Annotated in this window: 11 protein-coding genes; 8 read left to right on the top strand and 3 right to left on the bottom strand. The window is 70.5% G+C overall.

Annotated elements, in window-relative coordinates; all coding sequences use genetic code 11:
- The first annotated feature begins 144 nt into the window (after positions 1–144).
- From K8625_RS40695 to gatB, 4 genes are read left to right on the top strand one after another with little or no spacing between them, the layout of a single operon-like run.
- Positions 145–474 (top strand): zf-TFIIB domain-containing protein, encoded by a 330-nt coding sequence (locus K8625_RS40695; protein WP_141328100.1) that lies wholly within the window; start codon positions 145–147, stop codon positions 472–474.
- 28 nt (positions 475–502) lie between these two features.
- Positions 503–790, top strand: a complete 288-nt coding sequence (gene gatC, locus K8625_RS40690; RefSeq protein ID WP_223747751.1) for an Asp-tRNA(Asn)/Glu-tRNA(Gln) amidotransferase subunit GatC — start codon at positions 503–505, stop codon at positions 788–790.
- A gap of 18 nt (positions 791–808) precedes the next feature.
- Positions 809–2275 carry an Asp-tRNA(Asn)/Glu-tRNA(Gln) amidotransferase subunit GatA gene (gatA, locus tag K8625_RS40685; protein ID WP_223785728.1) on the top strand — a complete coding sequence of 489 codons (1467 nt, stop codon included), beginning with the start codon at positions 809–811 and terminating at the stop codon, positions 2273–2275.
- Positions 2276–2295: 20 nt separating this feature from the next.
- Positions 2296–3735, top strand: a complete 1440-nt coding sequence (gene gatB, locus K8625_RS40680; RefSeq protein ID WP_223785727.1) for an Asp-tRNA(Asn)/Glu-tRNA(Gln) amidotransferase subunit GatB — start codon at positions 2296–2298, stop codon at positions 3733–3735.
- A gap of 205 nt (positions 3736–3940) precedes the next feature.
- Here gatB and K8625_RS40675 read toward each other — a convergent pair whose 3' ends face one another.
- The gene (locus K8625_RS40675; protein ID WP_223785726.1) at positions 3941–4957 is read right to left on the bottom strand and encodes a carbon-nitrogen hydrolase family protein; all 1017 of its coding nucleotides are present in this window, start codon (positions 4955–4957) and stop codon (positions 3941–3943) included.
- Between the two features lie 54 nt (positions 4958–5011).
- The gene (locus K8625_RS40670; RefSeq protein WP_223747755.1) at positions 5012–5974 is read right to left on the bottom strand and encodes an isopenicillin N synthase family oxygenase; all 963 of its coding nucleotides are present in this window, start codon (positions 5972–5974) and stop codon (positions 5012–5014) included.
- Between the two features lie 277 nt (positions 5975–6251).
- Between K8625_RS40670 and K8625_RS44720 the strand changes: the two genes are divergently transcribed.
- A complete protein-coding gene (locus tag K8625_RS44720; RefSeq protein WP_370642033.1) occupies positions 6252–9482 on the top strand; it encodes a protein kinase in 3231 nt (1076 codons plus the stop codon).
- A gap of 46 nt (positions 9483–9528) precedes the next feature.
- Here K8625_RS44720 and K8625_RS40655 read toward each other — a convergent pair whose 3' ends face one another.
- Positions 9529–9888, bottom strand: coding sequence for a hypothetical protein (locus tag K8625_RS40655; RefSeq protein ID WP_223785725.1), 360 nt, complete (start codon positions 9886–9888; stop codon positions 9529–9531).
- A 250-nt stretch (positions 9889–10138) separates the two neighbouring features.
- Here K8625_RS40655 and rplU point away from each other — a divergent pair, with 250 nt between their 5' ends.
- The 3 genes from rplU to obgE all read left to right on the top strand — a co-directional run bounded on the left by rplU (position 10139) and on the right by obgE (position 12311).
- A complete protein-coding gene (gene rplU / locus K8625_RS40650; RefSeq protein ID WP_223747757.1) occupies positions 10139–10447 on the top strand; it encodes a 50S ribosomal protein L21 in 309 nt (102 codons plus the stop codon).
- A gap of 38 nt (positions 10448–10485) precedes the next feature.
- The gene (gene rpmA / locus K8625_RS40645) at positions 10486–10758 is read left to right on the top strand and encodes a 50S ribosomal protein L27 (RefSeq protein WP_046711556.1); all 273 of its coding nucleotides are present in this window, start codon (positions 10486–10488) and stop codon (positions 10756–10758) included.
- 128 nt (positions 10759–10886) lie between these two features.
- On the top strand, positions 10887–12311 hold the full coding sequence (obgE, locus tag K8625_RS40640) for a GTPase ObgE (RefSeq protein ID WP_223785724.1): 1425 nt from the start codon (positions 10887–10889) through the stop codon (positions 12309–12311).
- The last annotated feature ends 3 nt before the right edge of the window (positions 12312–12314 follow it).

Raw genomic sequence — 12314 nt, 5'->3', positions numbered from 1 at the left:
GGGCTGTAGCAATGCCCGCGACGAGTGTAGGGAGGGAGGGGGTCCGGTCAATTTTCCGGCTGCCGGACAGGGGGCCTACATTTCGGCTGCGCGTTGCACCAGAGGGGGTATGGTGCCGCCACGATTTCCTGGAGGTACATCGCCATGGCAGACAACGACAAGCCGTCCTCGAGCGAGGAGGAGTACTTCGCCCGCGAGGAGATTGAGAAGAAGCGGAAGCTTGCGCTCCAGCAGGCCGCCGACACGGCCCAGGCCCAGCGCGACGAGCTCAAGAAGCTCCACTGGATGAAGTGCCCCAAGTGCGGCATGGACCTGCAGACGCTCAAGCAGGGCAAGGTCGAGCTGGAGACGTGCTTCAACTGCGGCGGAGTCTTCCTGGACGCCGGCGAGCTGGACCAGATGGTGGCGCAGCACGGGCACGAGGGTGGCGGCAAGGTGATGGGCGCCATCCTGAACCTCTTCAAGAAGAAGTAGACCCGAGGTCCCGGGGAGGTCTGCGGGCATGGCCCTCACGCTCGAGCAGGTGCGACACGTGGCCACGCTGGCGCGGCTGGCGCTGACTCCTGAAGAGGAGCAGCGCATGGCCACGCAGCTGTCGGCGGTGTTGGACGCGGTGGCGCAGTTGCAGACCCTGGACGTGGGGGACGTGGAGCCCACCTCGCATGCCACGCTCACGGCCTCGCTGCTCCGCGAGGACGTGACGCGGCCCTCCCTGCCGCCGGAGAAGGTGCTGGCCAACGCCCCGGCGAAGTCGGGGACCTCCTTCGCGGTGCCGAAAATCATCGACTAGCCGAAGGGGTTCCACGTCATGCAGCTGACGGACCTGACGATGCTGGAGCTCGCGCGGAAGCTGGACGCGGGCGAGGTGTCCTCCGTGGAGGCCACCCGCGCGTGCCTGGCGCGCATCCAACAGGTGGACCCGAGGATTCGCGCCTTCCTGCGCGTGGACGAGCAGGGCGCGCTGGCGGCCGCGGAGGCGAGTGACGCCCGCAGGCGCGCGGGGACCCCGGCGAGCCCGCTGGACGGCGTGCCGGTGGGGCTCAAGGACCTGTTCCTCACCGAGGGCGTGGAGACGACCGCCGGCTCGCGCGTGCTGGAGGGCTTCGTGCCGCCGCTGGACGCGACGGTGGTGCGGCTCCTGAAGGAGGCGGGGCTGCCGCTGGTCGGCAAGCTGAACCTGGACGAGTTCGCGATGGGCTCCTCGAACGAGTCCAGCGCGTACCACCCCACGCACAACCCCTGGGACGTGACGCGTACGCCGGGCGGCTCCTCGGGAGGCTCGGCGGCGGCGGTGGCCGCGCGCGAGGTGTTCGGCGCGCTGGGCACGGACACGGGCGGCTCCATCCGTCAGCCCGCGGCCTTCACCAACACGGTGGGGCTCAAGCCCACGTACGGGCGGGTGTCCCGCTACGGCGTCATCGCGTATGCGTCGTCGCTGGACCAGCCGGGGCCCATGACGCGCACGGTGTCGGACGCGGCGGCGCTGCTGCAGGTCATCGCGCGGCACGACCCGCTGGACGCGACGAGCGCGCCGGCGAAGACGCCAGACTACTCGGCGGAGCTGGAGAGCGGGGTGCGCGGGCTGAAGCTGGGCGTGCCGCGCGAGTACTTCGCCGAAGGCATGGACCCGGAGGTGGAGGCTTCCGTCCGCGCCGCGCTGGCCGAGTACGAGCGGCTGGGTGCGACGCTGGTGGACGTGTCGCTGCCGCATACGCAGTACGCGCTGGCGACGTACTACCTCATCGCGCCCGCCGAGGCGTCCAGCAACCTGGCGCGCTACGACGGCATCCGCTACGGGCTGCGCGCGAAAGACGCGCGGGGGCTCAAGGAGCTGTACGCGCAGACGCGCGAGCGGGGCTTCGGACCGGAGGTGAAGCGCCGCATCATGCTGGGCACGTACGCGCTGTCCGCCGGCTACTACGACGCCTACTACCTGCGCGCGCAGAAGGTCCGCACGCTCATCCGCGAGGACTTCACGCGCGCCTTCAAGGACGTGGACGCGCTGGTGGCCCCCATCTCCCCCGTGGCGCCGTTCAAGCTGGGGGAGAAGGTGGATGACCCGCTGTCCATGTACCTGATGGACGTCTACACGCTGCCCTGCAACCTTGCGGGCATCCCTGGCCTGTCGGTGCCCTGCGGCTTCACGAAGGCGGGGCTGCCGGTGGGGCTGCAGGTGCTGGGGCGGGCCTTCGACGAGGCCCTGCTGCTGCGCATCGCTCGGGCCTTCGAGCGTGAGCACGACTTCTTCCGCCGCCTCGCGCCTGTCCCGGCGTAGGGCCGCTTGGTGACACCGCCATGCCCGTGAGCGATTTCCAGCCCGTCATCGGCCTCGAGGTCCACGCGCAGCTCCTCACGCAGTCCAAGATTTTCTGTGGCTGCTCCACCGCGTTCGGCGCCGAGCCCAATCGGAACACCTGTCCGGTGTGCCTGGGCATGCCCGGCGTGCTGCCCGTGCTCAACGAGCGCGTGGTGGACTTCGCCATCCGCGCGGGGCTCGCGCTGGAGTGCCGCGTCAACGCCAGGAGCGTGTGGAGCCGGAAGAACTACTTCTATCCGGACCTGCCCAAGGGCTACCAGATCACCCAGTACGACCTGCCCATCTGCGAGTTCGGGCGCCTGGCCATCGAGACGCCGCGGGGGGAGAAGGTCATCCGCGTCCGCCGCATCCACATGGAGGAGGACGCGGGCAAGAGCGTGCACGACGGGGACGGGGGCCAGAGCCTGGTGGACCTGAACCGGGCGGGCGTGCCACTGATTGAGATTGTCAGCGACCCGGACCTGCGCGACGCGGACGAGGCGGTGGAGTACCTCAAGGCGCTGCGCGACATCCTGGTGTACCTGGGGGTCAACGACGGCAACCTGGAGGAGGGCAGCTTCCGCTGCGACGCCAACGTGTCGGTGATGCCCAAGGGCTCCGACACGTTCGGCCAGCGCTGCGAGCTGAAGAACCTCAACTCGTTCCGCTTCGTGAAGCAGGCCATCGAGTACGAGATTGCCCGGCAGGTGGACGTCATCGAGTCCGGCGGGAAGGTGGACCAGGAGACGCGGCTGTGGGACCCGAACAAGGGCGTCTCGCGCTCGATGCGCAGCAAGGAGGACGCGCACGACTACCGGTACTTCCCGGAGCCGGACCTGCCGCCGCTGCACGTGACGACGGAGGTCGTCGAGGCGGTGGGCAGGTCGCTGCCCGAGCTGCCGCGCGCGAAGCTCCAGCGCTTCGTGAGCCAGTACGGGCTGCCCGCGTATGACGCGCGCCTGCTCACCACGGAGCGCCCGCTCGCGGACTTCTTCGAGGCGTGCGCCCAGCGCTACCCGGACGCGAAGAAGCTCTCCAACTGGTTCCAGGGGGAGCTGCTGCGGCTGCTCAAGGAGTCGGGCACCACCGTGGGCGAGGTGCGCTTCACGCCCGCACAGCTCGCGGAGCTGCTGACCCTGGTGGACCAGGGCACGGTGTCCGGCAACGCGGGCAAGGACGTGCTCGGGGAGATGTTCCGCACGGGCCGCGCGCCCGCGGACATCGTCGCGGAGAAGGGCCTGGCGCAGGTGCGCGACACGGGCGCCATCGAGGCGGTGGTGGACGACATCCTCGCGAAGAACCTGGGCGAGGTGGAGAAGTACCGCGCGGGCAAGAAGCAGGTGTTCGGCTTCTTCGTGGGGCAGGTGATGCGCGCCATGAAGGGCAAGGGCAACCCCACGCTCGTCAATGATTTGCTGAAGAAGAAGCTCGGCGACTGACGACGCGGGCCCTCTTCCGCAAGGGGGCTCCGCATGCGCGAGGGCCCGTCGTGGGTTGGCACTGGGGCAGAGCCGATGGGCGGGCGCGAGCGCAGGACGCCGTCCATCACCTCACGAGGACTGCCGCGCGTTGGAGGCGATGTTCAGGGCGCGAGCGCGTGAAGCGCTCATCACCTTTCGAGGACGTGCCTCGGGTTGGCGCGCGTCAGGCGGCGCAGACCGGTACGAGCGCGTGAAGCACTTCATCGGCTCGTGAAGGCTCCGCTCGTGCGAGGACTCGCGTCGTTCCCCCGCTCGTGCGCTCGACGATGAGCGAGGGCGCCTCGAAGCGCTGGTCGAATAGCTCACCCGCGAGCTGCGCCGTCACGGTGTAGCGGACGTGACGCAGGGCCGGCAGTTGCCCGAGGAGCCCCTCGTCGAGCGAGCGTTCATCCCAGTCCCCTGGATGCGCGGAGGGATGGGCGACGACCTGGGCCCTCCAGGCATCCAGGTACTGTGCGCAGGGGACGAACCAGGGCTCCTTCGACGTGCGAGGTCGCGCGGCACCGTCGTAGCCAAGCAGTGTCCCCAGTCTGCCGAACGGCGTGTCGATGAGCGTCAAGTCCTCGGGCCGGCCGGGGCTCAGGCGCAGGCGGTCCTCGCTCGCAGGCAGGACGTTCACCTTGCGCGCCGTGGCCACGCGGACACCCTCGGGTGAGAAGGTGTGGCTGGTGTTGAAGATGCGCGCGCCCCGGGGCTCGAAGTCCGGGCCGTCCCGGGTCAGGCGGTTGTCGGGGAGGAACGCGCTGCCCGCGACGACCCACAGGCCGAAGTCCCGGGCGATGGCGGAGAAGGTCTCGTGCATCACCCGGTGCACGCGCGACGCGAGCGTGGCGTGCAAGCACTCCACCATCGTCGGCGGGTGGAGCTCCTTCCACGTGCGCCACACGTCCCACCACTCGGCGCGCGCCACCCTCCGCAGCGCGCTCCTCACCGTCGTGTGGCGCTGCACGCGCTGCACGTGGCCCAGCAGCTCCAGCGGCGCCCCCACCCACTCGGGCCACACGGCGAGGGCGGGATGGCGCGGACGACCTGCCTCGTCGCGGGTCCGCAGGCGGTCCACCCGCTCGGCGAGCGCGCGGTGCCTCGCGGCGAAGGTGGAAGGGGAGGCGTAGTCCTCCAGCGCGACGCGCGGCTGGAGGGCGAACAGCTCCACATGCGTGGGCAGGGGGGCTTCGTCCACGAGTGCATCCAATGCCCGGTGGGACGCGCGCGTCGGACACCGGACGGTGAGGGACTACTTGATGAGCCCGTTCTCGCGCAGGCGCTGCTGCAGGAAGGCGCCGGCGGTGATGGGCCCGTGGCGGGCGGGGTTCTCCGGCGTCTGGGTGCAGGGCAGGGGCTCCAGCACGCAGTCGGAGTAGGGGTGCACGAAGAAGGGCAGCGAGTAGCGGACGGTGTCCTCGTCCGCGCTCTTCGGGTTCACCACCCGGTGCGTGGTGGCGGGGATGACCTCGTTCGTCACGCGGCTGAGCATGTCGCCCGAGTCCACGACGATCTGCCCGCGCAGCGTGTCCACCGGCAGCCACTCGCCATCGCGCGTGAGCAACTCCAGGCCCGACGCGGTGCCCTCGCACAGCAGGGTGATGAGGTTGATGTCCTCGTGCTCGGCGGCGCGCACGCCTCCGGGGATGAAGCGCTCCTTCAGCGGCGGGTAGTGGATGAGGCGCAGCACGGAGTTGCCATCCGTGGCCATGCCGCTGAAGGTGTCGCGCGCCACGCCGAAGAACTCGGCCAGCGCGTGGAGCATCACGCTCGCGGCGCCATCCAGCTCGCGGAAGAGGGCGAGCGCGTGCTCGCGGAACGAGGGGACCTCGCCGGGCCACACGTTGGCGCCGTAGTGCTTCAGGTATGGGTGGCCTTCGGGCAGCTCGCGGCCCACGTGCCAGAACTCCTTCAGGTCCCCCACCTTGCGGTCCTTCGCGTGCTCCTTGCCGAAGCCCGTGTAGCCGCGCTGGCCGGCGAGCTCCGGCACCGCGTAGCGCGTCTTCACGTCCTCGGGGAGCTGGAAGAGCTGCTCGACGTCCGAGTAGGTGCGGCGGATGAGGCCATCGTCGATGCCATGTCCCACCACGGAGACGAAGCCGAACTCACGCAGACCCTCGCCGAAGACTTGGACGAAGCGGGCTCGCTCGGTGGGAGTGCCGGTGCGGTAGTGGGACAGGTCGATGAGGGGGATGCGGCGTGAGGTTCCGGACATGGGCGCCGCACTCTAATCGAGCGTGATGGATTGTCGGCACCTTCAGCGTCCGCCGGAGGACCGTCTCCTGGCACCGCGGCGCGAGAGCCCACTTCGCCAGCCGACATCACCGGAGGCCGGCAGTGGCCCCGCCTGGACGTGAATGTCCAGATTAGCTGGGCAGGCCCGGGGGAGTGGCATGGCCCAGGAGAGCAGCGCTGATGCGTGCGAGGCGTGCGGCCACCGACATGGGTCGGCGTCGTCATGCTCGACGCTGGTCCGAGCCGAGGGTGAGAGCGTGCCCGCGCGGCCCCGCTGTTCGTCCGTCTCCGTGGAGGTGGACCCGCTGGTGGGCACGAAGCTGGGGAGCTTCCGGCTGGTGCGTCGGCTGGGCCGCGGGGGGATGGGCGCGGTGTACCTGGGCGAGCACGTGTCCATTGGCAGCCGGGTGGCGGTGAAGGTGCTGCACGAGCACCTGGCGACGTACCCGGAGCTGGTGCAGCGCTTCCACGCGGAGGCGCGGGCCGTGAATGTCATCGGCCACGAGAACATCGTCAGCATCTTCGACCTGAACGCGGGGCCGCCCAGGCCGTACCTCATCATGGAGTATCTGGATGGGGCGCCCTTGTCCGCGTGGGTCGGCTCGCCGCTGCCGGCGCCGGCGGTGGTGTCGGTGCTCTCGCAGGTGTGCGACGCGCTGCAGGCGGCGCACCTGAGCGGCATCGTCCATCGCGACCTGAAGCCGGACAATGTCTTCCTGGTTCGGCGCGGGCGGGGCACGCCGTTCGTGAAGGTGCTCGACTTCGGTATCGCGAAGCTGGCGGACGCGAACATGCCGCAGACCCACGCCGGCATCATCGTGGGTACGCCCGAGTACATGGCGCCCGAGCAGTCCCTGAGTCGACGGGTGGATGGTCGCGCGGACCTGTATGCGCTGGGGGTGATTGCGTATCAGTTGGTGACAGGTCGGCTGCCGTTCGAGGACGAGGGGCTGACGGCGCAGTTGGTGGCGCATCAGATGCGGGCGCCTCCGCCGCCCCGGTCCGTGCATGCGGCCGTGCCCGTGTCGTTGGAGCGGGTCATCCTGCGCGCGCTCGAGAAGGCGCCGGAGCAGCGGTACGCGACGGCGGCGCTCCTGCGTGCGGCGCTGGAGGGGGCACTGGCCGAGGAAATCCATGTCCGGTCGCGGCAGGCGCGGCCCGTGGAGCCCGCTGTTCGAGCCCGGAGTGTTCCCGCACCCGTGGCGGGTCCGGGGCCCGTGGCGGGCGATGGGAGGAACGCGCTTCCCGTTCCGGTGATGCTCGAGACGGACCTGCCCGAGCCCGTGTCGAACGGGAGTGTGGCGCCGCGACAGGGCCGGCCCGTGGAGGGCGTGAAGTCGACTGGGGGCCGGCCCGTGGAGGGGGCGATGCCGCACGGGGCACGGTCCGAGGAGGCCCGTCTCTCGCCGCCGGGACTCGTGCACGCGGTGGGCGAGGTGTCGACGTCGGGAGGCCCGCGACCGTCGCCGCGCGCCCAGGTGTCGCAGCCTGTGGATGCGAGGGGGGCGGGTGCGGGGGCGCGTCCGTCTCCGCCTGTGCCCGTGCAATCGCCGGTGGGAGCGATGCCAGCGGGGGCGCGTCCGTCGCCGTCCGTACCCGTGCAATCGCCGATGGGGGCGATGCCACCGGGGGGGCGTCCGTCGCCGTCCGTGCCCATGCAATCTCCGATGGGGGCGATGCCACCGGGGGGGCGTCCGTCGCCATCCGTGCCCATGCAATCACCGATGGCAGTGGTGCCATCTGGGGCGCGCCCATCTCCGTCTGTGCCCGTTCACTCACCAGTGGGCGCGGTGCCACCGGGGTCGCGTCCGTCGCCGCAGGTGCCGGTGCAATCGCCAGTAGGAGCGATGCCACCGGGGTCGCGTCCGTCGCCGCAGGTGCTGGTGCAATCGCCGATAGGGGGGATGCCACTGGGGGCGCGTCCGTCGCCGCCGGTGCCGGTTCAATCGCCGATAGGAGCGATGTCGCCGGGGGCTGGGCCTGCCCCGATGCAGGCTCGGCCGTCCGTCGAGGCACGACCGGAGGCTGCTCGACGTCCTTCGCCATCGCCTCACGCACAGGCGCGACCGTCCGTCGGCGAGAAGTCAGCGGAGGCACGTCGTCCTTCGCCATCGCCTCACGCACAGGCCCGGCCGTCCATCGACGCGAAGCCAGCAGAGGAGGCTCGTCGTCCTTCCCCATCAGGGATGGCTCGTCCACGCACCGACGAGATGCCGACGGAGGCTCGTCGTCCGTCGTCCCCGGGCAGCCCACCCCGCGCGTCCGATGTCGCGCCCTCCGGGCGCCCGTCATCCGACAGACGCGATGCTCCAATGCTCGCCACACCGAACCACAGCGCGCCGGCTGCCCCGCTGTCGTCCGGACGGAGCGTGCCTCCCGTCCCCACGCCGAAGGGGGTCGCGGCGTCGGAGGACTCCGTCGCGCCCTGGTCCCCGGTCGCGAGCCTCGCATCCCGGAACTGGGGCGCCGCTGTGCAGAACGCCTCGGGCGCTGCACCTCCGGTCCTCCACCCCTCCGGCGACGGAGCCCAGCCCAGCCCCAGCGAAGTCTCACAAGCCGCCCGGCCGCGCACGGTGGAACTCCCCGTTCGCGTCGTGCTGCGCCCGGGCGAGACGCCGGTCTGGCTGACCGCGTCCGACCTGTCTCGTGGTGGGTTGTTCCTGCGCAGCGACGGCCTGTTGCCACCGCTGTTCGCGCGACTGCCGCTCGTGCTGGAGCTGGAGTCGGGCCCGCAGTCCGTCGTCTGCGAGGTGGTGCGCCACGTGCCCGCGGAGCAGGCCCAGGTCTGGGGGATGCCCACCGGCTTCGGCGTCCAGTTCGTCGAGGCCACCCTGGCCCTCAAGTCCTCCGTGGACGCGCTCCTGCGCGCGGGTCCTGGCAGACGGGTGGCTCTGCCCGCAGCCGCCTCACCCTCGGAGGACAAGGAGGCCGCCCGCGTGCTGGAGGCCTATCGGGCCCGCTTGACGGGGGACCACTACGCCGTGCTGGCCGTCCCCCCCGACCTGGACATGGGCTCCCTGCGCCGTTGCACCCGCGAGGCCCGAACCACCCTGGAGTCCCTGCGGCAGCGTCCCCTGTCCTCCGCGCAGTCCCTGCTGCTCGACTCGGTGCTCACCCGGCTGCACGAAGCGGGGGAGGTGCTGGGCACCGTGACGCAGCGGGCGCTGTACGACGCCTGGCGGGGCAATCACCGGGGCGTCGCGCGCTGCCTGGAGGCAGGGCTCACGCCCGAGCAGCTCGAGTCCCTCCGCCGCGAGTTCCTCACCCGGCGGCCCCAGTCCGCGGGCATGGCGCGCGTGCACTACCTGTCCGGCTCCGCCCTGGAGCGCGAGGGCCAGCTTGCCCGCGCCCTGGAGACCTACGAGCGGGGCCTCGCCCTGGACCCCCTGGAGTCCAGCCTCCATCACCGCTACCGCAGCGTCCGTCGCGCGCTGGACGCCCGGGGCGCCGCCGCGGAGCCCTCGAACGAGAGGGCCCGGCCCCCCTGAGGGGAGCCGGGCCCGGTGCCACCAGCTCGGACGGCGGGCTACCCACCTACCCACCGGCCGCCGCGGCGCAAGCGGCGCTCAGGCCCTCTGCCCGCTGGAAGCAGGCGCTGAACTGATCGACCCACTCCATCTCGGCTCCCACCCGGCAATCGGGCAGGCCCCGGATGCAGTCCGCCACGTCCTGCAGGCGGTCCTTGTCGCTGTCCGAGCAGGCCTCCAGTGCGTCCTCGCAGCGCCCCTTGTCGAAGTCCTCCTCGTCCATCCCCGTGTCGGTCCCACAGGCCTCCGTCTGATCGTTCACCGCCCGGCTCGCGTCGGCCAGGTCGTCGCAGACGTCGTCGCCGCCACAGCCGACGCCGAACAAAAGGGTGCCGGCGGCCACCAGGCCGTACATGAGTTTCTTCATTGTGGAATTCCCCCCGGGGGTTGATGGTAGGACGGTGTGAGGCCGGGCTTTTTCGGCCGGACCATCAGGTAGGGGCGCCTGGGAGCGGGGGCAATCTGCACCGCCGGACGAGATGATCCAGCATCCGTCTTGACTCCCCAGGGCATCTCCCGTAAATCCGGCCGTCCTTTGCGCTAGGGCGGCCCGTCCGTCCGAAATGCGCGGCCGATTCCACGGGTTGACCCAACCCGAAGCTGACAGGGGTTAGACGATGTACGCAGTGATTCGCACGGGCGGAAAGCAGTATCGCGTCGCCGAGGGCGATGTCCTCCGGATCGAGAAGATCGCCGGCGACATCGGGGCCGAGGTGTCCTTCACCGACATTCTCCTGCTGGGCGGTACGGACAGCCCGAAGGTGGGCCGGCCGACGGTCTCCGGCGCTCGCGTCGTGGGCAAGGTCCTGGCGCAGGACAAGCACCGCCGCGTCCTCCACTTCCGCAAGGAGAAGGAGGGTTGGACCCGTCGCCGTGGCCACCGTCAGCCGTACACCGAGGTGAAGGTCACCTCCATCTCCGGCTAGTCCGGACGGTTTCACCTCAACTTCAGGAGCAAGGTGTCATGGCCCATAAAAAAGGTCAGGGTTCTTCGCGCAACGGTCGCGATTCCAATCCGCAGTACCGCGGCGTGAAGGTGTACGGAGGCCAGGAGGTCTCGGCCGGCAGCATCCTGGTTCGCCAGGTCGGCACGGTCATCCACGCGGGCGCGAACGTGAAGCTCGGCCGCGACTACACCCTCTACTCGGTGGTGGACGGCGTGGTGAAGTACGAGCGCCTGGGCCGCGACCGCAAGAAGGTCTCGGTCTACCCGGCCGCTGAGCAGCCCAGCGCCTGACGGTTTCCCGGCCCCTCTGAGGGCCGGTCGCCGCGCGGCATCCACGAGCGGGTCGCTTCTCCCGTCCCCGCGCCTTCTGGCGCACAGGACGTGAGGCGGCCCGCTCTGCGTTTTTCAGGAGAGCTTTCATGAAGTTCGTCGACGAGGTCCGCATCTTCGTGAAGGCGGGCGATGGCGGTAACGGCTGTGTGTCCTTCCGCCGTGAGAAGTTCATCGAGCGCGGGGGTCCCAACGGCGGTGACGGCGGCAACGGTGGCTCCGTCATCTTCGTGGCGGATCCGCAGCTGACCACGCTGCTCGACTACCGCTACCAGCAGCACCACCGCGCGAAGAGCGGCGAGCACGGCATGGGCAACGACTGTAACGGTCGCGCCGCGGAGGACATGATCCTCAAGGTGCCGGTGGGCACGCTCGTGAAGGACCACGCCACGGAGGAGCTGCTGGTGGACCTGAGCCAGCCGGGGCAGGTCTGGGAGGCGGCGAAGGGCGGGCGGGGCGGCCTGGGCAACATGAACTTCGCGACCTCGACGCGGCAGACGCCGCGCTTCGCCCAGGACGGGACGAAGGGCGAGGAGTTCACGCTGCGGCTGGAGCTGAAGCTGCTGGCCGACGTGGGCCTGCTGGGCTTCCCCAACGCGGGCAAGAGCACGTTCATCTCGCGGGTGAGCCGGGCGCGGCCGAAGATCGCCGACTACCCGTTCACCACGCTGGCCCCCAACCTGGGCATGGTCCAGTACAAGGACCACCTGTCGTTCGTCATGGCGGACATCCCCGGCATCATCGAGGGCGCCAGCGAGGGCGTGGGCCTGGGGCACCAGTTCCTGCGGCACGTGGAGCGGTGCAAGGTGTTGATCCACCTCATCGACATGGGCGCGGAGGGCGAGGGGCGCGAGCCGCTGCACGACTTCGACGTGCTCAACCGGGAGCTGGAGAAGTACAGCGAGGAGCTGTCGAGGCGGCCCCAGGTCGTCGCGGCGAACAAGCAGGACCTGCCGGACGCGCAGGCGCGGCTGGGGCCCTTCACGCAGGCCCTGCGTGAGCGCGGCATCCGCGTGTTCCCGGTGTCGTGCGCCACGGGTGAGGGGATGCAGGCGCTGATGGACGCGGTGGCGGAGGTGCTGTTCACCGGCCGCACCGACAAGCTCCACGTGGAGGCGCCGCCTCGGGCCAAGGGCGCGGCGAGGAAGTCCGGGGCCTCCGTGGCCAGGGCGACCATCGCGGCGGTGCGCGAGGCGTTCTCGGGCAGCGAGGCTCCGAGCACGAAGAAGGCCCCGGCGAAGAAGGCCGCCAAGGCGAAGAGCACGAAGGCTCCGGCGAAGAAGGCCGCCAGCGCGAAGAAGAAGCCGGCCACGAAGAGCGCGAAGGCTCCGGCGAAGAAGGGCGCGGCGAAGAGGGCTGCGGCGAAGACCACCAAGGCCGCCGCGAAGAAGGCTCCGGCGAAGAAGCCGGCCGCGAAGAAGACCTCGGCCAAGAAGGTCGCCACGAAGAAGGCTCCGGCGAAGAAGCCGGCCGCGAAGAAGGCCCCGGCGAAGAAGTCGGGCGGGAGGCGCTGATCC

The organism is Myxococcus sp. AS-1-15 (assembly GCF_020037055.1).
Taxonomy (GTDB): domain Bacteria; phylum Myxococcota; class Myxococcia; order Myxococcales; family Myxococcaceae; genus Myxococcus; species Myxococcus fulvus.
This window is presented reverse-complemented; position numbering and strand designations above follow the sequence as displayed.